Raw genomic sequence first — 25,908 nt, 5'->3', positions numbered from 1 at the left:
TTCAAGAGATCAAGGTTCCAAGAAATCAAGATTCCAAGGTTCACGACTTGTTTTGCTTGAGTTCTTGTGTTTCTTGATTTTCTTGACTTTCTTAACATTACTGTTACCTGCTTTTTTTAATAATAATTGTTGAAAGGATTAAAACCAGTTGCTGTGCTTCATCAATAAGGTTTTCAAACTCTTCCTGCTCCAAATCCTTGTTAATCTCCTTCAATAATTGTAACCAGAATAAGGACTCCTTTGCTTCCTTGCGTGAGGTACGCAGCCTCATTAGTTCATCCTTAGTACCTAGCGGTTCACTGGCTTCTATATAATTAGCACCCACAGAGCCGGATGAACGAATAACCTGTCGCCCATCTTCTATATTGGAATAAGAGCGCGGTAATACATTAATTAGTTTACGTACCCTTAATGCGAACTGAAACGTCCGGTCTGTTAGGTTTTTCATTTTATTCTTTTTAAAGTTCCAGAAATCAAGGTTCAAGAGATCAAGGTTCCAAGAAGTCAAGATCCAAGGTTCCAAGAACTCAAGGTTCACGACTTGTTTTTCTTGATTACTTGTGTTTCTTGTGTTTCTTGATTTCCTTGTATTGCTTGTCATTCTTGAGTTCTTGTTACTTGATTTTCTTGAGTTTTATTCACAGCTTCGCCTCCTTCCCGAATTATCGGGATTTCCTCCTTTCAGTCGTCAACACTTCGTTGGCTTGCACAGCTTCGCCTCCTCAGTCACAGTGCTGTGCTGGTATTTTTATTTAAATCTCAAGAAATCAAGGCTTCAAGGTTCAAGCCTCAAAAAGTCAAGGTTCAAGGTTCAAGAATTCAAGTTCCTAGATTCAAGGGTTCAAGACTTGTTTTCCTTGTTCTTCTTTTACTTAATTCCCTTGAATTCTTGTTTTGCTTGTCTTTCTTGTATTTCTTGACTTCTTGAGTCTTGTTTTCTTTAAATCTTAATTAATCACAATTTTAATCTGCTTACGTTCATTCTCAGCGGTCACTACAACCAGGTAAACACCGGTACTTAACCCGCTTAGCTGATAATCGATGGTGTATTCCGATTGGCCATACTGCTCCCGCTCATTTACTTTCAGTGCCTGATTGATATTATAGATGCTCAGATGCACATCTGCCTGTTCGCGCAATTCAATTAAAACCGAGAAATTACCATCTGTTGGGTTAGGTGCTACCTTCAATGATTGAATTAACGGCTCCTGATAACCCAGCTCCACATCCGGTGACTGGTCGCCATCCAGCTCAAACACTTCAACCTGTTTCACCATTTTAGATATACAACCACCTGAGTAGGCCTGAAGCGACACATTATACATGCCGTCTTCCAGCGTTAGCAGGTGCAAAACATAGTCGGGCATATCGGCCGATTTGACATTGAGGAAAGCATTGCCTGAATAGTCCCAGTTAAGACTATCCAATGGCATGTTAGAGAGCTCATACACCCGCAAGGTATCGCCCAGATAAGCTTCCGATGTCATCAGAAAATCTGCCTGCAACGCATCATTTCCTATTGTGAGTGTTATGGTATCGCGGGCAAAGCAGCCAATATCATTGGTAACTTCCAGATAATAATCATCTTCCGCACCCACTTCAATAAATCGCTCCTTTAAAAGGTCACCTTCGTCATTGTACCAACGGTGTGTGGTAAAATCCTGCCCATCTATCACAATGGTGTTATCCGGACAAATTTTTATGCCCTCACCTAAATCCACTATTAGCTCGTCGGGCTCAACAATGCTAATGGTGCGCTCATATTCACAGGCATTTCCATCGGTCAGCAGCACCTTATAATCTCCTTTTGACAGACTATCGGCCAAAGCTTCTGTGTCGCCATTGGACCAGGTAAACTGATATGCACCAACGCCGCCTTGTGGCAACAGCTTTATAAAGCCATCGTTATAGCCAAAACAGTGGGCGTGCTTTATTGACTCAATACTGGCACGTAATGAATCCGGCGTATCAATCATAAACCATTTGGTTGTTTCGCAGCCATTGGTATCGGCAATGGTTACATGGTGCATCTCACTTGTCCACTTGGTTGAACTATCATCTGTTTGACCATTTGACCAGGTAAATCCATAAGGGGCAAATGGTTCAGCAGGGGTAACATCCATTACCGTGGCTGTTCCGGTACTGTCGCCATAACATAATACAGGCGTGGTGGCAATGGTATTAATAAGCGGTAAAGTAGATGGCTTAATTCTCTGCTCCAGTTGCTGATGACAGCCATGGTAGTCATACACATCCAGTGTATAAAGGCCATTCTGAGCAAGGCTGGTAATAACACTGTCGGTTCCTATTAACAAGCTGGCCTCATTGCGCCACTCATAATTATATGGTGCTGAACCACCCTGCATAGCTACTGTAATAACCCCATTATCGGTATTACAGGTAGTATGAGTCACCAGCTGCTGATTAAACAACAGCTCATCGGGCTCAGGCATATAGGCTTTAAGCGTATCCTGCCCAATACAATTATTGGCATCGGTAAAATAGAAGGTGTGATCACCTGCCAATAAGTTCTCCGCCCGGGTGCTCTCAACCCATAACTGTGGCTGACTGGCCATATTGTATCTGTAAGGAGCTGTTCCACCTGTAACATTAAAGCTGATCACACCATTGGCATCCCCCTTACAATCGACGCTGTCAATTAAACTAATCGCTGCATGAAGGTAATCGGGCTCTGTAATAGCTATTCTAAGGCTATCAATATTTCCCAATCTATCAGTAAGGTAAAATGTATGATTCCTCACATCCAGGTTCAGCCAATTGGCAGCATTTACAAAATACTCCACACTATCGTGACGGAACTGGTAATCGCCCCAGCCACCATTTGCCTGCAACACCACATAGGCATCTTCGTAGGTCTTACAACTTTCATTTCTGTATTCTTTAATGCTTACTGTTAAAGCCTCAGCTGGTTCCAGAATGTTAACCTCTTCGGTTAATACATTATTATAGCGGTCGGTAACAGTCACCTGATAGGTGCCGGCAGTCAGCTTATCAAGGCTGGAAACATAAGCACTAGAGGAAGCGCCTATGGCACTATTCTTCTCCAGGTGTATCCAGTCGAACACGAACGGTGCCGCACCGCCGGATATGGTCAGCTTGATTGCTCCATCGCCGCCATTTTTTTGGCTCACATGTCCCCGTTCAACCTGGGCGATGGTCAATGGCTGGTATGCTTCTATTGCAAAGGATGATGTATAGTTTTGACCACTAACAGCCGTTAACAGCACATGGTATTGGCCACCCGTTAAATTGCTCAGGTACAGATGTCCATTGGCATTAAACAGCCCATTTACCTCATCTCCATTAAACGAAACAAGTCGACCATCAGGATATAAAACCTGCACTGACTGGCAATAGGCACGCTGATAATCATACTCAATATAACCATCAGCCTTTTGATAGCCTGTTTCGTCACCCCTGTCAATGACCATTAAAACTGAATCAGTCACTGCCTCCAGCAAGGTAGCTGACCGCATTGAACAACCACCTGCGTCATAAACTGTTGCTGTATAAAAACCGGTACCAATGCCCGTAAGCTCACTTCCGGTTTCTGTAAAGGTGCTACCATTCAATTTCTTCCACACAAAACTGAATGGTGCCTGCCCACCTTCAACCACAGCTGATAATTGACCATTGACAGCAGCAACAGTACTTGGGTAAATTTTCTTAAATGTGAGACCTTTTAGTTCCAGTTGGTCATCTAACGCTACATCCATATCGGCGCGACAACCATTATCATCAATGGCGCTGATCAGATATGGACGATTGGTAAGGTTTGTATAAGTGTGCCCCATATTACCAGCAACATCAATAGTATCCACCCCCTGGTTTAACACATAGCGGTAAGGTCCTGTTCCTCCCTGCCCTTTCACACTAATTTGCCCCCCCACATTACAGCTGGCCGATTGTACATCAATTAACTGAACCTGCAGACTATCTTTGGGCTCTGAGATCTTTACTGTATCGGTAAATACGGCACCCAAGCGGTCTTTAACACTTAATAAATAGCGTCCGGCATACAGATTATTAAACTCATTCAGGGGATAAAAAGCTGCATCACTGGCCCGCTTATAGGCATAACCGCCCCATCCACCTGTACCTTCAACAGTAAAACCACCCGTTTGTGCTTTACAACGGGCATCGAGCTGTTCGGTGATGGTAAAACTCAAGGGCAATGCCGGCTCAATTACCTCAACATTTGTTTCAGTAATACTACATCCTTTCTCGTCGGAAACAGTCACCGTATACTCATCGGCAGAAAGTTGACTGATATAATGCACCACTTCACTCTTTATCAAATCCGTAGTAACAACTGCAGATGAAACATCGCTTACCACCACTGTCTTCTCCCCAATATTACCACCATCCGTTGTGAGCGCAATAAACCCGGTGTTTGATCCCTTATCAATCACAGGCCGTATGGTATCAATGGATACACTAATCGCTTTATCAGGCTGATGAACAAAGGCAGTATACGGTTGATTGGATGAGCAACCATTATTATCTATCACGCTCAAATGGTAATTACCTTTCACAAGGCCAGTGAAGCTGCTGGTCAGTTCACTAATGCTGTCTAATTTGTTGCCATCCAACGATAAAATTGCCCGATTTAAATCAATGCTACCACTCACCGAGTCAATTTTTATTTCTCCATTTGCTTCTCCAAAACAACGAACATCAGTCAGATTAATACGTTCTACTTGCGGATTATAATATTGCTCCAGCTCAAAAAGGTTATTTTCAGATTTACACCCGTTGGAATCTGAAACCTTGAGTTGATAAGTACCATAACGTAAGGTGTCACCCAACGAGGTCATTGCTGTTGTATCAAACAATGCATCTTGCTCTTTAAAAATTGCACTTTTATATATCCACTCATACTTATAGTAGCCTGAACCGCCTGTTATTTCCGCTTCAATTGACCCGTTATCCAACTCACAAATGGGTTGCCCGATTGAGTAGTTTTCTACAAGCATGGTGTCGGGCTCATAAATCTCAAATTGGGTTAACAGCTCAGCTTCACACTCATTGGCAACATCTTTCAGGTGAATTTCATAAGTCCCCGGCTTCAATTGATCAATTGTATGGGTTGTATCCACCCAGGCCCCGCTATTGTTCACCATTAATTGAAACTTAGTTGAACTATTACCGCCGGTAAAGTGACTAATTTCAACTGAACCGTCATTAAGGCCTTTACAACTCACGTCGCTTGGTATGATGCGATTAGCTCCGACCGTTAAAGGTTCATTCATGACCGTTGTAAAGGAGGAAACCACTGATTCATTTACGTTTACAACATTACCCGATGTACTTTGAGTGGTTTGTACTTTTGTGTCCTTAACAAAGTAGCCAACCGTTCCTGCTTTTGAACGAATAGTATTATCCGTAACAAAGCTCACATTATCTGCGCTATACGTGAAGTTATTCGCGCCCAGGCCACCAGTAGCAGTAATAGCCATACTTCCTTCTTCTCCCTGGCATTTGGGATTAGTAATCGACTCTTGCACTGTAATGCCAGATACTGGCACCGTGAAACTATATAGTAATGTAGACCCCTGACTACCTTCTAATTTAATATCGTAAGTCCCGTTCGATAGTCCTTTGGCACTCAATTCTAATCCACTGTTATCAGGAGACACATTTGATGATCCTTTGTATAAATACAACGATGCCCCAGAAAGGCGAATAACATCACTTAAGGATGCGTTGATATTTGCCTTATCGTTGAAATAGTTAATTGAGATATTGGCCGTAAAAGAGGGACCTTCTACCTTAAAGCTTACGGGTTGTTTTATAGTTCTGCCATCCTCATCTTTAATTACTGCGGTAAAATTATAGGTTGCCGGTTTAATATTATGAACCGTAATTATATCTCCATCCATTGATGTTGGAAAACCTGACGGCGGTACCCCTTCCCATGTAATGGAACCATGCCTATTGGTTGCTTTTAACACAACACTGCCTTTGCCATTAAAGGTATTTGAATGTGTAACAGTTGGTACTAAAGCAAAGGTGTTGTTGTTAATAACAATACCATTTTTGGGTACACTACAGCCATCAACAATAACAGTAGCATTATAAATCCCATGCGGCAAATTGGTAAAAGAATGTGATGTTTTGGTTGTTGTCTCGGTATAAACACCACCTCCCATTCGCTGTAAAGTATATGTTTTTAAGCTATTAGGCGATTCGGTATAGCTAATTGTTATTTGTCCATTACTGATAATAGATGTTTCACTATTTACAATTGAGGTTACTGAGTAAGTACTTATACTTAAACAATCAAGTGGGAAATAGTCCTTATATTCACCTATTTCCTTACCTTTATCGGTATCATAAATTATCTTAGAACAACTACCTCTTTCTAAGCCTGATAATATTACCTGATCGCCCGGTTTTAAATACTTAACTTCCCCTCCCCCTTTATATTCGAGTACAACCTCACCATTTGTTGCACAGTTATTATCCGCTATCTTTACTGAAATAGTGTCAAATCTAGCTTGAGGTGGCACTTTAATTATTAAATCAATTGGTGGTGTATGAGCACAACTGTCACCATCAATTAAAGTTAGTTTATAGTTATAATTAGCCTTAAGCCCTTTTAAGTGAAACCCAGTCTTCTTTAAAAGCCATTTTTTCCAAAACTTATCTCTAAACTCGCTTTTCCACCCATTAAAATCGTTACCTGCAGTTTTCAACTCATTATATAGGTCATCATAACTCTTTATAATAAAGGTGCGTTTGTAATAATTAGCACCAGACTTGAAAATGCAATACGTATTACTATTGTCGATGTAATTAATTTGGTCAATTTGGCGAGAGGACAGTTTCGTACCAGTCAGATATGTAAAGTCCTTTCCTCCACTAGCATATAATCCGAATTTTGTAGAAGGAGTATAAAGGCAAATGGAGCCTCCGCTTGATAGAAATGGTTGGTGACAATCATCAGCTACAACAAACTTAGAATCACCCAGCCGCCTATACAATCTGAATATACTTACTCTATTCGGCCAATTTACATCTGGATCTTTTATTAAGAAATTAGTGCCGCCACCACCTATAACAGTATAAGTACCATCATCAACAGTGCTTACACTTTGTCCTGACCCTGTTACATATAAGCCAGAATTTGTAGCATAATATTCTACAACCCTTTTTGGTATATCAGTCCAGTCCTCTAAATTATCTTTTGTTGTTAACTCTGAATCATTTAGCACCTGTGTATTATCATATATAAAGGTAGTACGAAGAACTTTAAAGCCATTTTGTGCAAAATATCCATAATAATGTGTTTTCTTATCTGGCTTAAATAAAGATAGGTATTCATCTAAGGATGTATAAGATAGATTTACTTTGTAACTCATTGATGGCACACTTCCGGTGTAGACAACCCCTTCGGCCTGTTCACTGTACCAGACGTTGTGTTTATACTTCAGAAAGGATGCCCATTCGCCATTGGCCTTTGCAATTTCATTTTCAAAGTCCGCTTCAAAATCTTTATCCCAATCTTTTTGTTCTGTTGGACTTAAGTTTTCATAAGTAGGGGGAATTCCATTAACTGTGTATGTCCTGACATTTTCAACTTCTGTAGAATCTGTAACTTTCAGAGTATAAGTTGGCTGCTTACTATTGTATGAATTAGCGTCATCAATATAAACAACGGCATACGGATCATGCGAACTTAATAGATGATAATCCCCGCCATTAACTGTTTCTATTTCTTCTGATTGCCAAATGCTAATTTTTTTTCGACGGGCAGGTATTGTAAACTCTTTTTTGCAATAATCACGCTCAAGTTCTTTTCTCTGGTCTTCAAGCATTAGCCCACACACTACCTCCTCCTGATTATCCAGGCTCTCCAAATACTCAATGAATCTTATAGAATCAGGCCTTACTACATAAGTTAAATCATTACCGTCACCATCATCTAGCATGGTACAGGTCGATATATGATCGACGTCACCTAACTCATTTAATCTTACCATCTTCCACTTTATGGAATCGTTAAAGTTGTGGGCAAATGGCACATCATTACTGTTTTTTAATTCAACAATAATACTCACGCCTTTTTTTGCGCAATAAGGTTTATATAAGTCTGTGATAGAAAATTGCAGGCCTTCAGGATAAAACACCACATTGGATAGTACATTACCATAGGTAACGGTGCCATTAGCAAGCTTTTTTACCACTCTGAATTTTAGTCCGCGCCCCAGGTAGTTGAAGTACTTTGGGTTTGACGCACTTTTATTCCCAACAATGCGCCAATAAGGCAAATGGATGGTTGTATTTGGCTTAACTGTAACATTTATGTCCTCCCAATTATCAGGTTTCCCTTCATTAGATTGCAGAGCGTATTGCAGTTTAACCTCACGCCCATTATCATAAAAATTACTGACTTTAATAGGCACAGTTTCTGAGGCTACCGAGTATCGTGTTTTTTCACCTGGAATAGAAAGAATATCCACCGGATCATCTATGTAAATAGTAGTTGTGGCATTATACCCTTCTTTCTTACGGCTCCAGCCACAATGTGTACCTGCAGAAAAGTGCACATTAATTGGCTCATCATTGTTAGTAAGTTTAACTTGTGTTGTTTTGTCATTATAACGTGGCATGCTTTCAATCCGAAGTCTTACAGAAATGGTATCAACTTCAGTTTGCCAATCAGCGTTTGAATAAAACAAACCATCTTTGCTATTTAAGTAAAAACATCTATTCAATTTAAACTCCTCATCAACGGCATCAATAGTCATTGATAAATCGTTAATTATGGTACTTCCTCTTGCCATTTTCACCTCAGTGAAATTGTACTTAGGCTTAGGATTACTGCTGCTACATTCGCTATACAAATAACAGCTTTGCTTAACCACGAGGCCAAAAGCATTCGGAATTGTATCAGGAGCCTGCCCGAATGTGAAAGCAGAGCACATAAAGAAAGAGGTGATGAATGCAATGAGAAGTAAAGATTTATTCATAAAAGCATGTTTTGGTTTATTGGTTGGCCTGCTGAAAGTTGTATACCCCTATAGCACAATTTTACTATAGAGGCATGTAGCTTAATACTGCGGTCTAATGTATTGACTTAAAATGGTCATTTTTAGCAGCCTAATTATCCCGAATGCAACGAATACTAGATCCATCAGGAGCACTACCTTTCCATATACCATCTGGAGAAAACATTCTCATTATATAGGATCCATTTTCATTAATCATTAGTTTTGACATTTCACCAATACTAGTATTGTCAATACCCGCAGGTTTTAAATTAAAACCATGCAGATCACTACCATTATTATTTTCTCCATTTGATCCAGGCAACCAATCTGTTTTTGAGAATAAAATTTTCATTTCTTTGGTTCCGTAGGGTATATCCTTTGGATCATATGTAGATGGACCATTGTCATAAATGCCTATAAATCGTTCTAATGTTCGCCACTCTTCTAATGTAGGAAGATGAAATCCACAAGGACAGGGATTCTTACCCTCCTTGGTTAGAACAACACTATCATAATAGTGCCCATATACTTCTTTATTTTCTCCCTTTTTAAAGTAGTACTTATTTATAGGAGTCCCATCATTATAACGCGTGGTCATTAAGTTTACATCCAACCAAACCTGATTATTGATCATGACAGTACCATATACATTTAAATCAGCATCATTAACCAAATGCTTATCAAGAGGTACAGCTTTAATAGTATCTGGTACAGCAGCCAAACCATCGGCATTATATGCCTTAACTGCGAACGAATACACTTTGGCCTCTTCTTTCTTTAAGACTACCCAATTGTTAAAGAAATCTTCAATAAGCAATTCACAAGTGCCAGCAGGCACCTCAATAGGTTGCTTTATACCTGTTACTTGCGGCTCAAAAGTAACTTCCACATAATCGGTATTATCGGGCTCCAGCCAAGTTAGTTTAACAAAATTACGCCCAGTCCAGTTGGTATGAGAGCTCGATTCTGCCTTTAAATCAAATACATTGGGTGCATTGGTGTAAAAATGAAACACATTACTTTCGGTCATACGGCCCGCAATAACCTGATTAGCCGATTCATCGTATTCGAAGCATTGTACTTTCCAATAGTACTTCTGCCCTTCTTTAAATTCCAACTCGCATTCAAATGAATTGGCATACGTTTTAACCTCGTACCAAGTGACAGAATCTTCGCTTACCTTTAAAAAATTTCTCACGTAAGCATTTTCCGGATCGCTACCTTCTGAAAAATCAAATCCCAGCTTTGACAAGTCGACCACACTGCCATTGGCAGGTAAGAGCAAAACCGGCTCGGTAGGTAACTTATTTTCATCTTTTTCGCATGCCAAAAGGGCTACTAATAACAGTGCGATTAAAAATACGTGTTGTTTCATTTTGTTTAGTTTTTATATTCAATGCTGCGTTGAACGGTTGAAGTAATAATGTCTTTACCCGGAAGTGTATAACTGATGTTAAGCGTGTACTTACCTTTTTCCAATGCCGGAATGTGATCACTGGCCAAAAACTTTTCAATATCCTTGCTTCCGGTACCAGAACTAATCCTATTAGCAATCAGGTTCTGTAGCAACATAAAGTCCTGATCGACATAATACGGGGCACATAGCTGCAGGGAACCTCCCTTGTATATAATACTTTCGGTTCCCACATTACTCATATCATCACTAAGAATATTACCATCAGAAGTAAGAACAAACTGCAGTACACCAGGCTTATCTGGAGGTTTTATGCCTGTTTGGTTTGTAATACTGAGTAAGTCCTTGTTTTCATACATTAATGGCGCCAGCTTGTTGGTGTACCATTTATTGTCAGAATAAACCAGGCTCATTTTAATTAAGCTCTCTTCTTTATTTAACCAATTGCTTTCATATCCATCAAATACCTCTGCTTTGACAGATTGATCATAGATGTTTGAAATCAGCTTATTGACACTAGGGTATTCCTGCCAGGTTAGCCCATTAGTAATTTCAATCGCCTCCATCTTTGCTTTAAATGTATTGTGCTGGCTGGTTCTGAAACGAATGCCATATACCGCCTTCTCCTCAAGCATCTCCAATGTTCCTTCAGCACTTTGGGTGGTTACACTAATGCTATCATTATCTTGAAACCCCGTTGACTGACTGGTAATATTCTCAGTCATGCTAGTTGTCCTCTCAGGCGTATTAACGATAGCCAACTGGTAAACCTCGTCATTACTCAGATTAATGTTGCCGGCCAGCTGATAGTTCAGTTCAAAACGAACAGCACTACCTGCCGAGAACGTTGTAAAAGAAAAGTCGGTTTCTTGTGTTTGTTGGTTAGTATCAGTCACCCGCAGCACCTGTTTATAGCCTTCCGGCTTATCGGTTGTAAACAGATATGTGTAGTTTTCCGATGTCATAACATAACCACCTGTATGCTCCTGAGGATAATAGTTATATTGCCTGTTAATCGGGTAACTGTGTACCACATGCTCCGGTAGAATCTGTTTTGGTCTTTCACCTGAGGTGAATAGAGCTTCTTTTACTTCATACACAGGTTTGCCATCGCTGCCTTTTACATATATCCAATTGCCGTTGAGTTTGCGCTTAAAGCCAACTTTTGCCACCACACGCATCTCCTTGTTACTTTCAAATGGTTCGGCCGGATCCAATAGGTATACTTTTCCATCATCGCTTAACTGGGTGTACCCCTCCACTTTTTGGTTGTTATCGGTATACTGAATTGAGAACTCTTCGAGCGTTACTTTATACCAGGCCATTTTACCATCGTCTTCGTCCACCTCCATCTCCAAATCAATTGGTATATTGAAAATCGCCTGAGGTGCGGCAAAAACATTCACCCCTTTTTCACCTTCAGGTGGGGTTAGCTGTGCAATCACTTCCTGGCCGAAAGGACTCCCTCCCATAATTTTACACTCCTCACCAATTTCAAAATCGAAATTACATTGGCCTGATACAAGACCGCCTAATACGCTAAAGCGTCCGCCCACTGCTCCTGTGAAATAAAAGGGGTTAGGCCCTGCTCCTGCCAACAAAGCACTGGCTGACATATTCAGGATACTGAATTTCCGACGCTTCATAAAAATCTTGGCCTCCATTCCAATATCCGCTTCTACCCAGGCCCATGCCTGCGCACGAGCATACCACCCATTAATCCCAAGGGTTGAGCTACTTCCCGCACAATACGCACTTGCCCCGTAATTCTTTAGTAAAAATTCAGCACCTAAGCCAACCCCTAATTTTGCATAAAAGGGAGGCAAGGTAGCCTTGAAATTAACCCCCAATGAAGAGCCAAAAGCTAAGCCACTGCCTGTTGCCAGATGCTCATCACCACTGCGCTTAAGTTGTTCTTGTTTAGACTTACTAAAATTCTGCAGTACTTGCGTAGGTGGAGGTGGCAGTTCGGGAATGTCGTCTCCCACCATGAAATAACCATCTGAACGTGCCAGTCCTAATATTTCGATACCTAGTCGATCACTGGGTGTACCAATATAAGTGTACCACTTATCCGGCGAAAAATAAGCTGACGCCCAGCCCATTCGATTGTTCTGCCCAACTCCTCGTATAAACCCAGCGTTCAAATAGGTACTTAAATCGGCTGAAAAAATGCTGTTCGCGATATCGTATTTAATATTCAATGAGGCCGTCAGGAATCCTGAGTTAAGATTTTCAGGGACTCCTAAATCCGATTTTGCGGATAACTTTACCTTACCTCCGGATTGTTCTACTTTTTTAACCTGATCATTAATGTTATCTGCCAGTTTACCCCATTTAGCAGGATTATTCATAAAAGAGGCATCCCCTCTTAGCTGAATAAAATTTAGTCCGCCATGCTGGTTAAATTGCATTTCGAATCCCACCTTGGCATTAAAAGCTGATGACGCACCCAGCAACCCAAACTTAGTGGCGGTCATAAAACCCATTCCTACATTCTTATCTGGCACATAATGTATGCCCGATAAAGATTCACCAAACTCACTATCAGACGACTTATCCGAAGTCTGCTGCATTCGTTTGTATAAACCTCCGCCAAAACCATAAAAGGATAGCGCCGGGGGAATCTTTAGCCCCGAATAAGGCGAAGTTTCATAAAACACATCTGTGAGAAAATATCTGTAATCGTCTTTTTTACCAAACACAGCAATGGCATCAAAGTCAAACTTATCAATCAAGGTAAATTTGATATCTCCTCTGAATCCTGAGCCATATACCTCATCGCCATTTTTAAAGGCCACTCCTCCATTAACACTATAGGCTCCTGATTTAAAATCCACATTGACTTTATCAAGCGCCACGCTTTTGAATCGCCACTTTGAATAATCGCCATATAATTGAAGTTGAGCTTCTCCTCCAAATAGGGAACTTAACTTAACGCCTGCATCGAAGGACAAACCGGTTCCCAAATTATTAGTAAAGGGCTTAATATCTTCAATGGTTAATTCAAATCCAGCCACTTTGGGTGAGCGAACATTGCCACTAACACCAATAGCTCCAATCCCAAAGTAAGGATCTTCGCGGCTGATGAGCATATTCTGAAAAGCAATGTCAGGCAATGAAAATTTTTTGGTCGAATCATTTTTATTGATAGGAGCATCGATGCTTAGCATGCCCGAGGCATTCAATGTTGGGTAAAAATCCGCATCTTTAATCAGTACTTCTAAAGAAGATGACTCGTTTAATGTCAATGTACTTCTTAATACAGGAAAATCATACTCACCATGAATGTTTACCTGAAATTCGTAAGCATCTTCACTCTCGTTATAGTGTGCCATGTATGGCAGTAAGGAGCTTTTTCCCAACGGTGGTAAATTCATATCACCCCCAAATCCAATACCTGATATTGCATTTTTCAAAAGACTCAACGAAAAATCAGTAATAGATATGGCCCATTTATCTTTGGGTAATGTTGCGCTATTAATAATATTTTTTGCCAACGCTTTACCAGACAGCCCATTCTCATCTATAATGAACCCATGAACACCTATCATGATCCGCTCTGCAACACTTCCTCCTTTCTGATTAGCTGACAAGGTGTCAATTACTGCGTTCCTTTTAAATATAGGAGGCAATGCTAAGGCAGCTTCTTTAAATGAAAGTCCTTTCCATATTTGTTTTTCATTCTCATTTGATGAAGTAAAATAATCTTCGGGAAACTCAATTCCAACAGGTGTTTCGATATCACTTTGATCCAAGGTTGCACCTTTTAAGGAGAAAATAATATCCTTCACCCCTTTTATAGATATTAACTGATTAAAACCAAATGAAATCGTATAGTCATCAAAATTATGAAAGGCTGTTTCAATAGTCGTATTAACCATCTTTCCGGTAGGTTTACCGGTCTGATCAACAGCCTGAATCTTCTCTGAGGTGAGAAATAGGTTTAGTTTTGCGTAAAATGACTCAACACCTTCACATCCAAAATTAGCTTTTGTTCCGGAATTAAAAAGAATAGCAAATTGTGAACCAACATTTCGACGAACAGGAGCAATCAGTTCTAAGGCCCCCTGTGTGCCAATACCTTTCATTCCTTCCAAATCAGTCCACCCCTCGAAAGCTATCTGTTGGCCACTATCTTTGAACTTAAAAGCACATGTTGCATAAATCTTGGTTTTTCCAGTGTTATTATCAAAGGTCAATTTCTGTATAATCAATTCGTAGTCACCTTTTTTAATCCCGACTGGGAGGGTAACAATACCTTCCTCAAAAAGATCCTGTAAGGATTCCACATAGGCACTTGCCTTTTGAACAGCATCCATAGCCGCGAATGCCGCTTCAATCTTTTTTTTCTGTGCTGCCGACAGGTTAACATCTGCCAAGTCTGAGACTGAAATTGGAGTTTGTGCCGATATGTAATAAAATAAGGTTATAAAAAGGAGAAGAAGGGTAAAGGTTTTATTCATAGAAGGGATATTTAGGTCTTAATAAGTGGTTGTTGTAAGTTGATAATCCTGATTAATAAGTAGCCATTCTCGAATTTCAATCAACGCTTCTTCATAATCTTTTGCTATAAGCATTCCACTGAAATCAACTTCATACGGATAATTTACAATAACAGGCGCGAGCAACTCCATGATTCGATAACCGCAGCAAACCATATTATTGTTATCAGGATCTGAAGAGTAGCATAGTTTTTCATCAATATAAAGCATCTCAATGCAATGGTTAACTGCCGCACGCTGGCGTGTATATATAAGCTGAGGTACTATATACATCACCTTGCTATGGACGTTTTTAATTTCTGAAGCCTGTTTTAGACAATAGTCAACACTTGAAACTTCTCCCATCCTTGCCAGTGCCAAATGCATCCAGTATTGCTGTATGGGACTAAATCTATCTTGTGCAAGTAACCTACGCTGCAGTTGTTCTTTTCCAAAACCTAAATAGCCTGCCAACAGCATATATTCTTTATTTACAGACAAACGTCCTCCGCTCAAAAGACTATTCAATTCGGACAGTAACTGCTGATTAAACTCCTCATTTGAGAATCTTTTTAAATAGCCAATGCAAGCTAGCTGTATATTGAAATCAGAATCATGACACCCCTCAACAATTTGTTCAATAAGAGAAAGTCTTTTATGTGATTGAAGGGTTAAGGCTTTTTTATAAAATAACTCATAAGCTTTATAACGGACATAGATAGTTGTATCCAAACTAAAGCCAGTCAGAATCGAAATAAGACTATCTGCTGAATTATCAGACACTAACTTTTCCTCCAAAGCATAATCCGCTAGGCCATTTCTCCATTGGATTCCGATACTATCCTGCAGCTGTCCCATCGTATTAGAAGAGACCAATACGATAAAAATCACTAGAATACCCCTTATATTATAACGCTTACACATCTATTTTATAATTAACACACATATTAATTTATCTAAACATAACAAACTCCCTATTGTACTTAATGTTTTAACATTTGTTACAATATCAAATACAAATAAAATGATTCTAAATAATGCATAATCAATTAATTTAACCCTCAAAATAAAGCGAATACACAAGTCTTATAACCAATATGTTATCAACATAGTAAGCAATCAACACCTCCTCCACTCACCATACACTACTTATAGCCAACCACAAACATCTAGAAAACAAAATACATACGATACTAGGAAGTGAATACCTTTGTTAAGATTATTAAAATACATAACAAACAAGCCCTCTTGTAATAATCATAATGAATTATCGAATTATTAGTTTGAGAAGCAATATTTAATATTCAACAGGTATTAAGTTAATAAGATGAATAAGCAACCTTATTTTAGACAGCCTGGCATGGCAAAAGAAAACAGAAAGAAGCCTCGTGCGTTGGAAAAAGAAATCAATTCAAAGAGGTTTTGAACGGACAGAGCAAAGATCTTGTATCTTGCAGCACGTAATAATAGCAAGCTTTTTGCTGTAGGGCCAGTTTGGCGGAAAGAAAATGTCTTTAATTGATTTTAGCACGTTTATGCGAACACTTTTGCATCAAACCTCGACCTCACCTTGAATGGCAACAAACTATTTGTTAAAGGACCTGTCTTGAGTGTGACTTTTTTGTGCCAAAGCAGTTTAAATTACCTTTTCTTATAGTCAATTATATCAAAATAGCGAGTCGCGGACAAAATCAGGGTAAGTAAACATGGTAACCCCATAACTGCAAAGGACACCCCACAATACCAAGCCCTTCTGTTGCAATTAAGTTTCGCCCGATCGTTCCATATAATTTTGCCAGGTGATCAGAACATACTTGAGGGCATCATTCTCTTTGACTTCCATAAAACCATATTCATAACAAAATAAATACAGATTTCCGTTTTGTGCTTTCCAATAATGGGTGAAATATTTGGGAACGAACCCTTCAGCAAGTAAGGTCGCCTTGCGAACAGTGGCTTTACCTGCTTTATTGTAGAGCTTTAGTAACCGCCTGTTGTTTTTTAGGTGTTGATCAATGGTTCTGAATAGTGAACTCTCTTTTTGTTTGCTTTGCCGATAATGATAAGCCGACTTACAATAAGGGGAGCAATACTTCTTATCACTTCGACCAGTAATTACTTCGTTGCAATAGGGGCAGCTTGACATCTAGTTGTTGAGTTAAACGGTTAATATACGTATAAATATACTAATAAATTGGCTTTAAGTGTGATTATCCCGTTAATTGGAGACTGAAAACATGAGTTTAATGCTGTTAAACAAAAACCAAACGTTATGAAGCCTACTATTTTCCTCAATCGCTTTGTGCATGGTACCACTCCCTTAATTAAATTATTCTTTTTTGCCAACCCACAACTAGAGGCAAATATTACCAAATTGACTTATGTCTACTACAGCCAGCAGTATAAATGCCACTACATGCGCGACCAACAAAGCACCATTCAACAACTGACATGGGATCTGAAACCATTCGCATTCATCAGCACCAAGTACTTAAATCCAACCGATCAATATAAGAATACCAAACCGGTATATCTTCACAACACAACACCTCAAATAGGGTCGCCTACTCTGCCACCTCCGATAGTTTCCATTGTGCTAATCAATGAAAAATCCTACCTGAAACTTCCAACAGTTTATAAAAAAAGCTGGGTGGATTTCCTGAATTCGCAAGGCTTTGCGTATGAATCCAAGCGTCGATTTTGGATCGTCCCCGACTATCAGAAAACGAAAGAAAGTCTCAATAATTACTTTACGAGTCAGGGCTGTCATATTAAAGTTCATGTGAAACATAACGAAAAAATTCAGCGTCATTTAGACAAACAAAATTATAGAGATGATAAAGAGGTGTTCAATTTTATTAAACTAATGACCTTACAAGGCGCAGGGAAACGCACCATTGAAAATTACGCCAGCCAAATCAAAAAGCTGAAGAATTATTACGATGGTAAACCCGTAGGTGATTTATCCGATGAAGAAATTCAAGACTACCTGTTTTTTCTGCGAGAAGAATTAAGCTATTCCCGATCGGCGCAAAACATTGTAGTGAGTGCTGTAAAACGTTTCCTATCGGCATTTTCGGAAAGAGAGCCCGGCTCTTTTAACCTGCCCCGCCCTAAAAAACGGCTTACGCTGCCCAAAACAATAGAAAAAGAGGAAGTTGCAGCCTTACTTAGTCTGAACATGAACACTAAACATAAATGCATCCTTTACATGCTGTATGCAACGGGTATAAGGTGCGGCGAATTAATAAACCTGAGAGTGGAAGATGTAAATTTCAATCGAAAAGTAATCACAATAAAAAACGGGAAAGGAGATAAAAGCCGTATCGTCAGCTTGCCGGAAAAACTAGCTCCCCTATTACAGACTTATCTAAGAAAAGAGCAACCAAACGACTACCTGTTTGAAGGTCAGAAAGGTGGTGTATACAGCTCGAGTAGTGTGCAAAAAATATTAAAAAAGGCGGCAGAAAATGCAGGGATAGATAAGCACGTAACACCTCATATGCTCCGCCATTCCTTTGCGACTCATCTGCATGACACCGGCATGGATATACGCAACATACAAAAGCTATTAGGACATAGTAGCACCAAAACAACACAGATATACACCTACGTATCAAAGCGGGATATCTGTAAGCTAAAAAGCCCGCTGGACGACTTGGATTTATGAAAAAAATTAAGTTTTTTTATGATGAATAAAATTTGTGTCAAAGTATTATTAGCGGATGGATAAAAACTTATTGCAGGAAGGTTTACAAGTAAGACAAAAGGAAGATAGAGCTGATTGCGATTAGACTTTTGGACTATCGAAAATGATACCTCAATACATTAACCAAATTTACATAACTCAGTTCGGCATAACATGTGTGACTGAGTAGGCGAAGCTATATGTTCACGAACATTATTACAACTCAATCAATAAAACATAATTAACCAATTGAAGGGTTTAAATATTAGATTATATGGGAAAACAATTATTAATATTAGCATTACTTACAATTTCATGCATTGAATCATATTCTCAAATTGTGTTTGAAGATGGCTATTTCATTGATGAATCAAACAAAAAAATTGAATGTTTAATTAAAAATGTTGACTGGAGAAATAATCCAACAGAGTTCGAATACAAACTTTCCCCAAACGAATCTGTTCAAAAAGCAACTATTCAAACAGTAAAGGAATTTGGAATTAATAACGTTTCCAAGTATATAAGAGCTACAACTAATATAGACCGATCTAGTGAACAAATAAATACAATGAGTTCTGAACGAAACCCTCATTTTAAAGAAGAAAAATTATTTTTAAAAGTACTTATTGAGGGGCCGGCATCCTTATTTATTTATGTTGATGGTAATTTAACTCGACTATTTTATAAGCTTGAAGATTCTGAAATAACTCAATTGGTTTATAAGAGCTATATTGACAACGACATTGTTTCTAAAAATGAATACTTTAAGCAGCAGCTATTTTTAAATTTGAAATGTAAAAATATTGGATTAAAGGATATAAAAAATATCAGATATTCTAAAAAAGACATAGAAAGAGTTTTTATAAAATACAATGAATGTACAAACTCAGATTATGTCAATTATAAACCAAAGCAAAAACAAGATTTGTTTAATTTGGCTATCAGGCCAGGGTTAAATTATAGCAGTTTAGATATTCAAAATTCAATATACGAGACTAGAAATACTGATTTTGCAAATAAACTTGGAATTAGGTTTGGAATTGAAGCTGAATTCATTCTGCCCTTTAATAAAAATAAATGGGGGATAGTAATTGAACCAACTTATCAATACTATAAATCAGAACAAGTAAAAGAAATAAGCAATCTTTCAGGAGGAAGTATTGTTTCTAAAGTTGATTACAAGTCAATTGAAGTACCAATAGGTGTACGACACTATTTTTATTTGAATGATAAATCGAAATTATTTGCAAACATTTCTTATGTTGTTGACTTTTCTAATTATTCAGACATTAAAATATTAAGAAACGGGAATATAACGCTAAATGAACTTGAAATTAAATCAGGAAGAAACCTAGCTTTTGGGATAGGTTATAAATACAAAGATAAATATAGCTTAGAAATGCGTTATAACACAAACCGTGAACTACTATCCGATTACATGTATTGGAGCTCAAACTATAATAGTTTAAATGTAATTTTTGGAATATCATTGTTATAAATAATTTGAGGCGAGATGTTCGGGATAGATTTAGAAAACATCGTAAAATACTGCCATAAAAAAAATCTCACCTGGGCATATCCCCTTGTGAGATTTATTTCTTACACCGTTACTTGGATACCGCCAGCAGAAAACAGCTAAAAGTGCACTAAATCGAAAATAGCCTGAGACCTTGGTTAACTTACGTAGCATACAATAAAATTCATGCCCTCAAGTCCATTGCTATTTCAGCCAATACCTATATTCGTTTCATCATGTTTTCCACTTCTCTAATCTGCGCCGTCAGCATTTTTTGTGTGTCCAATTTCTTGGCCTCTAACACATATATTTTGGCTAATTTTTTATTTCTCTTCGATAAATAGAAACCAGCAAGATTCAGCTTTGCCATTGCCTGATCACTTTTCAGCCTAAGTCCGGTTGATAATGCTTTCTTCAAACTTTTTTCAGCCAGGTTTGGTTGATGAGTCTGCGCTTGTGTCAAGCCCAACAAATAGTAATAGTAAGCCTCTTGACTTTTTATCATGTTCCCAGGACGCTTTACTTTTGAAAGAAAACTTTCAGCTGATGCAAACTTGTTTTTACGAATCAAATAGAAAGCAAACAGGTTCATCTCATTCTTAAACTGAAATAATGCCAGCAGCAAGGAAATGAACACAGCCAGCACGCCCCAGCCAATAAAGCCATTAATAAAAAGAAAGACAGAAATTATAGTTGTAAGTATTGCTAATACTAATCGGATGTATTTTCCTAACATGGTTCTTCAGTATCTAAATTTTTGACACAAAACAATACAATTTATGCAATAAAACAAGGGTTTCGAGCAATCATTTTCTTCAATAATTTTATTGCATTGTGAAACAAGCAACTACATTTTATGCTTATCTCAAGTAACTAATCTTAGCAAATGCGGCTTATTTACCCTGCCAAATATTTTACGTGCTCAGGCATTCCTGATGAAAACCATACGACTCTTTGTCTTCTTTTCATTAAAAAAAAGAAAAACCGGACAAACCTTTCTGGCAAACCGTCTCAAATTTAATCGGCATGGTATTCGTTAATCAAAATGTGTTATAATATAGATTGTATAAGGTTTAGAGCGTTAATATGTTGTATAAAACTTGACCAATAAACCCCGCCACTGATAAAAATGCATGATTTACTTTTTAAAGAAATGTGCAAATCAAAGATGGAATCATTACTTTTGGCGATAGTAGAATAATAAAAACTAAGAATGGCGAAATCGCAACAGACATTTAGCAAAAAAGAAAAAGAGAAAAAACGTTTGAAAAAACGACAGGATAAGCAAAAAAAGCAAGAAGAGCGTAAAGCGAACTCCAAAAGCTCTAAGCTTGATGATATGATTGCCTATGTAGATGAGTATGGCAATATCACAGAAACACCTCCCGATCCAACAAAAAAGGAGAAGGTTAGCGCAGAAAGTATTGAAATTAGTATTCCTAAAAGAGAAGAAGAAGAGTTTGATCCGATCCGGAAAGGAAGAGTAGATTATTTTGATACTTCAAAAGGCTTTGGTTTTATTATCGACCTTGAAACGAAAGAAAAATATTTCTTTCACGTAAATGGCTTGATAGATGAAGTAAGCGAAAACAATCAGGTTTCTTTTGAAATAGAACAAGGTTTAAAGGGCTTGAATGCCGTCCGCATAAAGAAAATCTAACGCTGAAAGTGCTTACATTAAGTAACTTTTGATACGCAAATTAAAAATCAAACCGCCATGAAGCTTGCTAGGCTATGGCGGTTTTTAGTGAATTTTAGCTTCTGCGAAGGCAAAAACAGCAATAAACACTATCTGTTTGAGTATAACCTGAAACAGTTGCTGTCGAAATATAACCGCTGGGCTAAATATGAAAAAGAAAGCAGCTGACACACTCCAGCAGTAAGGGATTAGCCTTGTATGCCATTTAACAGACACCACCAACGTGTAGCCTGTATTTATAATAACGGATTATACATTTTGCCCATAAGACAGCAGCACGCCATTTCCTATTCGTACAACAACTCAACATCATCAATAATTAAGCTACTGCCAATTGCTCCGGCAAAATTAGCCCCGTCGAAACTGGAAGATGCAACAAATACGATGTGTGTTGGCAGTATAAAACTGGCTGAATCAGCACTGACAAAGTCATGATCGGTGGGAAACATGTAGTCGGGAAATGCCTTATCCAGCTCTCCGTATGTAAAGGCCACCTCCTGCGTTACCAGTTCACTTTGTGCCTGCTCACTTCGGAACCACGCCGTAGCCAACCTTTCTGTTTTGCCCCCCAATCGCACTTCGAGCAAAGCATATACATCACAAGCATCGCCATAGCTTAAAATATTTCCTTGTTTATCCTTATTTTCTGCCCCAGGCAAGTAATTGTATTTGAAGCGCAATTTTAATGGCCTTCCGGCAAATGGCGTCCCAAACTCAATGGCTGCCTGTGGATCCGACGGGTTAATTTTATCCGGATTAAATACACCCGTAAATATTGATCCTGCCGAAATAGGAGCTCCAAAAGTGCCGGCTAATTTCCCATTATCGAGCGTTTCCATCATTGCAGCCAGATTACTGTCGCCTAAATCAATGGGCGTTGTGGCCAGTTTACCTAATATTTGAGTGCCTGGGTTACCGGTACCCCAAATGGTATTGGACGCACTCTCGCCCGGTTCATAATAGTCTGATGCTGTTTTGTACCACAAACTAAAATCTCCATTCGCCAGCTGCGGATTCGCTGACGCCACAAAGGAAATGACTGCCCAAATGTGTTGACTGCCATCCTCAGCTGTTACGGTAATAGTTTGCGAAGTATTGAGATCTAAAACATCGCCGACGTTTTTATCTGATTTAGCAAAAGACGAGAGCTTAATGGACTGAATTTGTATGTGTGATAAATCAACGCCTCCCGGTATTTCAACAATAACCTGGTTACTATCGTTAACAATTTTGGCATTACCTGCCTGATTACTTAGCACGATGTCTTTTATATTGCCATAGGGAGATAAGCCAAAAAAATCTTCCTTTATGCATGATTGAATTAACAACATAGCTAATAAAAAGGGTCCTGAGGATATAAGTAGCTTTTTGTACATAGTTGATGCATTATCGATTCGTTATTACTTCATTTTAACCAACACCTCTTCTCATTTTTTTTGAGCCAAAATAATAGGCTAACCCTAATTCGAGCGACAGGATATCGATATTGAAATTCACATTTTGCCTTACTTCGCGCGATAACGGCCCCTCGTTCTTTCGGGTTTCCGAAATGTGCAACTGGTAACCCAAAACGTTTAACTGCATCTCAAAAGCAAAATTCTCCATTGCAAAAAAGGTAATGCCGGGACTGATTCCTATCCCAAGATAATAGTCCTTACTAAATTGCTTATCTACATCATCATGGTTCTTGGTTTCGCGCTTTAAATTATGTGCCATCCCAAACGAAAGGCCTACATCAGTAAAAAAGCTCAAGCGCTCATTTGGGGTAAGCGGCACCGAAGATCTAAAGTGCGGAACAATGGCAAACCCTCTGGTAATGGAATTAGACTGTAGAGTATCCGGGTCTCTGAATATAGTGCCTTCAAACCGGTTTTGATAATAGTTGACATTTAGGCCTGCCATCCCATAATTACCAGTATAATAACCAACTTTAGCTACAAGATCATAATTCAAGCGCTGCCCGTCTATCACCTCCTGAAACAAATAATTAGTATTTTGCAACTTTTTGTCGGCCAGTGAAAAAGACAATCCTACATAAATATTTTTCTTCTTAAACGGACTAAAATTGGTGTTGTAATAACTAGAAAGCAGTTCATAAGGTGTATACGTATCTTTTTTAGCTTCCTTTTTCTGCTGAGCAAAAAGCAAATGAGCAGAAATAAAAACAAGTAAAGTGAGCAGGCTTATTCGTTTCATTATAAACAGTTAGTTTGGCTTAGTGAAAGTGAAAATATAGCTATTTTTTTAATACACCACCCATTAAAAAGTTAAAAATCAAGCTTTACCAACTTCGCTCTGCTTACCTGTTAAAAAGGCTTTGCTGCATCTGAAAGTGCCCCGGCAACAATTCGGCCAACCTCAAACAATACTTTATCAACCAAAATAGACTGAACATGCAATAAAATCAATTAATTACCCATCGCCATCTGGTTATTAAACGGGTAACAAATGCTCGCCCACCAATCGATGGTGCCCTACCCTGTAAACCAAATCCATGCTGCTGTCTAAAGGGCGGCTGGCCTTTTCTGTATACGCCGTGTCAAAAACTTTGAGACTTAACTGCAAATCCTGCCCAACCGGTTCAATCTTAAGAATATTTGGCTCCGATACTGTTGGCCAGATTCGGGTGATCAGACCTAGTGCTTCGGACCAGGCCTCTGTACCAACCTGAAGCAAATCGTTAAGCAACTCACTTGGATGCTCCCTGTTTGTTAACGCAGAAGTGGTCACCTGATAGAGTGCCCTTGTAAACCCTAAAGGCTGAAACGAAAACAAATTGGCGACATGAATATCACCTGATATATTGACAATGTTGATATCCGGACGGTTTCGATGAAGCTGACGGATAATGCTTATCATTTTTTTTAACTGGTTGATATTACCCGGTGAGTGCCAGCTATCTCGCACATCATCCCGAATTTCAGCGACCAATTCATTAACAAAGTCCGGTGTATTGGCGCCCAAACGTTCAATGAAATCCTTCAGGTTAATAAAAGGCACTGCCGAACCCATCAGTAAAAATTTTACCTCCATCGTTTGAGCCACCAGCTGACAGAACACCCTAAAATCTTCCAGTTGAGAGGCTGATACCACTTGTCCATTGGGGTCACTGTATTTTCGGCTCGAACGCCCGTCAAACACAAACGAGGCAATATTGCCCTCCACATAGGCCTGATGCGCATCATTCGGAGCATCACCACTGTCTGAATCAGGCACCACCCGTGGTCCGTTATTAAGAATAAATTCCCCGGCCACCTTACGAGCCTGTTGAAAAATAACCGTATTGCTTTTTTCAAAGTCATTACTTTCACTGCCCCAACCATCCCTAATTTCATGATCATCCCATACGGTAATATGCGGAAAATTTCTCATCACTTCTTGCAGTGGCCGAAAACTCCAATGCCCTTTGTACATTCGTCGATAGGCTTTTAGCAGGCTCTCCTTGCCCACTGAACTATTCAATACCTGTGGGTTGTTATAGTACTGATTGATGAAGTCGGTTGCTTCGGTGCCATCACTATAGCCGGTATCACCTAATCCCCAGATGACATCGGGCTTAAAATTGGAGACCTGCCTGGCATACCAGTCAAAAATGGCTTCGGCATGCGCATGAAGAATTGCTTCACCATTGGCATTGGTTTCAAAAGGCTGATTACACGACCATACAACAAGAGTGTGGGGAAGACTGATGCCTGAAGGTTTGAGTGCAAAGCTGCCTTCGGCAGACAGCTGATGCTCAAACAGCAGTTCAGAAACAGAAGGTGCCTTATCCTCAAGATGCAAATCCATGCTCCTGTCCCATTTAATGAATTTCCACTCCCACTCTTTAACACTGCGCAAATAGACAGGAACCTCAAAACGCAACTGCTCAGGTGCCTGGTCACCAGCTGCACAAAACACATCAAACCGAAAAACCGAAAAAGAAAGATCGAGCATACCGCGAGGATAAATAATCAACGAATAATCCCCTCTCAATAATGGACTTATCATCCAAGAACGCTCGTACAGCGCAGGCTGCCCCATAATAATAATCACCTGCGCTTCAACCGGATAATTAACATTGTTAAGCATAGCGAAATTATTCCGTAAT

14 protein-coding genes are annotated in these 25,908 nt (G+C 39.1%); 4 read left to right on the top strand and 10 right to left on the bottom strand.

Translation table 11 applies throughout. The annotated features are described in order from the left end of the window. Positions 1-103: 103 nt before the first annotated feature. The 6 genes from ACSX1H_RS05350 to ACSX1H_RS05325 form a co-directional block, all read right to left on the bottom strand. Entirely contained in the window at positions 104-448 is a 345-nt protein-coding gene (locus ACSX1H_RS05350) for a four helix bundle protein (protein WP_439182737.1), read from the bottom strand. A 499-nt stretch (positions 449-947) separates the two neighbouring features. Continuing rightward, entirely contained in the window at positions 948-8,996 is an 8,049-nt protein-coding gene (locus tag ACSX1H_RS05345) for a T9SS type A sorting domain-containing protein (RefSeq protein ID WP_439182736.1), read from the bottom strand. Positions 8,997-9,126: 130 nt separating this feature from the next. Further along, positions 9,127-10,392 carry an FISUMP domain-containing protein gene (locus tag ACSX1H_RS05340; protein ID WP_439182735.1) on the bottom strand — a complete coding sequence of 422 codons (1,266 nt, stop codon included), beginning with the start codon at positions 10,390-10,392 and terminating at the stop codon, positions 9,127-9,129. 5 nt (positions 10,393-10,397) lie between these two features. After that, positions 10,398-14,897, bottom strand: coding sequence for a hypothetical protein (locus ACSX1H_RS05335; protein ID WP_439182734.1), 4,500 nt, complete (start codon positions 14,895-14,897; stop codon positions 10,398-10,400). An 18-nt stretch (positions 14,898-14,915) separates the two neighbouring features. Beyond that, a complete protein-coding gene (locus ACSX1H_RS05330) occupies positions 14,916-15,773 on the bottom strand; it encodes a hypothetical protein (protein ID WP_439182733.1) in 858 nt (285 codons plus the stop codon). A 904-nt stretch (positions 15,774-16,677) separates the two neighbouring features. Then, the gene (locus tag ACSX1H_RS05325; RefSeq protein WP_439182732.1) at positions 16,678-17,061 is read right to left on the bottom strand and encodes a hypothetical protein; all 384 of its coding nucleotides are present in this window, start codon (positions 17,059-17,061) and stop codon (positions 16,678-16,680) included. A 126-nt stretch (positions 17,062-17,187) separates the two neighbouring features. Between ACSX1H_RS05325 and xerA the strand changes: the two genes are divergently transcribed. Both xerA and ACSX1H_RS05315 read left to right on the top strand, forming a co-directional pair. Next, complete coding sequence (gene xerA, locus ACSX1H_RS05320) at positions 17,188-18,585, top strand: site-specific tyrosine recombinase/integron integrase (protein ID WP_439182731.1); 1,398 nt, start codon at positions 17,188-17,190, stop codon at positions 18,583-18,585. A 292-nt stretch (positions 18,586-18,877) separates the two neighbouring features. After that, positions 18,878-20,101, top strand: coding sequence for an autotransporter outer membrane beta-barrel domain-containing protein (locus ACSX1H_RS05315; RefSeq protein ID WP_439182730.1), 1,224 nt, complete (start codon positions 18,878-18,880; stop codon positions 20,099-20,101). Between the two features lie 238 nt (positions 20,102-20,339). Here ACSX1H_RS05315 and ACSX1H_RS05310 read toward each other — a convergent pair whose 3' ends face one another. Beyond that, positions 20,340-20,855, bottom strand: coding sequence for a hypothetical protein (locus tag ACSX1H_RS05310; protein WP_439182729.1), 516 nt, complete (start codon positions 20,853-20,855; stop codon positions 20,340-20,342). 477 nt (positions 20,856-21,332) lie between these two features. Between ACSX1H_RS05310 and ACSX1H_RS05305 the strand changes: the two genes are divergently transcribed. Next, positions 21,333-21,779 (top strand): cold-shock protein, encoded by a 447-nt coding sequence (locus ACSX1H_RS05305; RefSeq protein WP_439182727.1) that lies wholly within the window; start codon positions 21,333-21,335, stop codon positions 21,777-21,779. A 57-nt stretch (positions 21,780-21,836) separates the two neighbouring features. Continuing rightward, positions 21,837-21,986: a hypothetical protein gene (locus ACSX1H_RS05300; protein ID WP_439182725.1), complete on the top strand. Its 150-nt coding sequence runs from the start codon at positions 21,837-21,839 to the stop codon at positions 21,984-21,986. Between the two features lie 119 nt (positions 21,987-22,105). Here the strand turns inward: ACSX1H_RS05300 and ACSX1H_RS05295 are convergent, their stop codons facing one another. The 3 genes from ACSX1H_RS05295 to ACSX1H_RS05285 all read right to left on the bottom strand — a co-directional run bounded on the left by ACSX1H_RS05295 (position 22,106) and on the right by ACSX1H_RS05285 (position 25,889). After that, positions 22,106-23,194, bottom strand: coding sequence for a PCMD domain-containing protein (locus ACSX1H_RS05295; protein WP_439182723.1), 1,089 nt, complete (start codon positions 23,192-23,194; stop codon positions 22,106-22,108). Between the two features lie 34 nt (positions 23,195-23,228). Continuing rightward, positions 23,229-24,014, bottom strand: coding sequence for a hypothetical protein (locus ACSX1H_RS05290; RefSeq protein WP_439182722.1), 786 nt, complete (start codon positions 24,012-24,014; stop codon positions 23,229-23,231). Between the two features lie 237 nt (positions 24,015-24,251). Then, the gene (locus ACSX1H_RS05285) at positions 24,252-25,889 is read right to left on the bottom strand and encodes an alkaline phosphatase D family protein (RefSeq protein ID WP_439182720.1); all 1,638 of its coding nucleotides are present in this window, start codon (positions 25,887-25,889) and stop codon (positions 24,252-24,254) included. Positions 25,890-25,908: the final 19 nt, after the last annotated feature.

Origin of the sequence: Carboxylicivirga taeanensis (assembly GCF_051851475.1) — a bacterium.
In the GTDB taxonomy this organism is placed as follows: domain Bacteria; phylum Bacteroidota; class Bacteroidia; order Bacteroidales; family Marinilabiliaceae; genus Carboxylicivirga; species Carboxylicivirga taeanensis.
This window is presented reverse-complemented; position numbering and strand designations above follow the sequence as displayed.

What these genes read in the sequence shown, in the direction of transcription:
- ACSX1H_RS05330 (WP_439182733.1), bottom strand. Translation starts at nt 15,773, where the DNA reads ATGGGACAGCTGCAGGATAGTATCGGAATCCAATGGAGAAATGGCCTA.
- ACSX1H_RS05315 (WP_439182730.1), top strand. Translation starts at nt 18,878, where the DNA reads ATGGGAAAACAATTATTAATATTAGCATTACTTACAATTTCATGCATT.
- ACSX1H_RS05285 (WP_439182720.1), bottom strand. Translation starts at nt 25,889, where the DNA reads ATGCTTAACAATGTTAATTATCCGGTTGAAGCGCAGGTGATTATTATT.
- ACSX1H_RS05295 (WP_439182723.1), bottom strand. Translation starts at nt 23,194, where the DNA reads ATGTACAAAAAGCTACTTATATCCTCAGGACCCTTTTTATTAGCTATG.
- ACSX1H_RS05345 (WP_439182736.1), bottom strand. Translation starts at nt 8,996, where the DNA reads ATGAATAAATCTTTACTTCTCATTGCATTCATCACCTCTTTCTTTATG.
- ACSX1H_RS05340 (WP_439182735.1), bottom strand. Translation starts at nt 10,392, where the DNA reads ATGAAACAACACGTATTTTTAATCGCACTGTTATTAGTAGCCCTTTTG.
- ACSX1H_RS05305 (WP_439182727.1), top strand. Translation starts at nt 21,333, where the DNA reads ATGGCGAAATCGCAACAGACATTTAGCAAAAAAGAAAAAGAGAAAAAA.
- ACSX1H_RS05335 (WP_439182734.1), bottom strand. Translation starts at nt 14,897, where the DNA reads ATGAATAAAACCTTTACCCTTCTTCTCCTTTTTATAACCTTATTTTAT.
- xerA (WP_439182731.1), top strand. Translation starts at nt 17,188, where the DNA reads ATGAAGCCTACTATTTTCCTCAATCGCTTTGTGCATGGTACCACTCCC.
- ACSX1H_RS05310 (WP_439182729.1), bottom strand. Translation starts at nt 20,855, where the DNA reads ATGTTAGGAAAATACATCCGATTAGTATTAGCAATACTTACAACTATA.
- ACSX1H_RS05300 (WP_439182725.1), top strand. Translation starts at nt 21,837, where the DNA reads ATGAAGCTTGCTAGGCTATGGCGGTTTTTAGTGAATTTTAGCTTCTGC.
- ACSX1H_RS05350 (WP_439182737.1), bottom strand. Translation starts at nt 448, where the DNA reads ATGAAAAACCTAACAGACCGGACGTTTCAGTTCGCATTAAGGGTACGT.
- ACSX1H_RS05290 (WP_439182722.1), bottom strand. Translation starts at nt 24,014, where the DNA reads ATGAAACGAATAAGCCTGCTCACTTTACTTGTTTTTATTTCTGCTCAT.
- ACSX1H_RS05325 (WP_439182732.1), bottom strand. Translation starts at nt 17,061, where the DNA reads ATGTCAAGCTGCCCCTATTGCAACGAAGTAATTACTGGTCGAAGTGAT.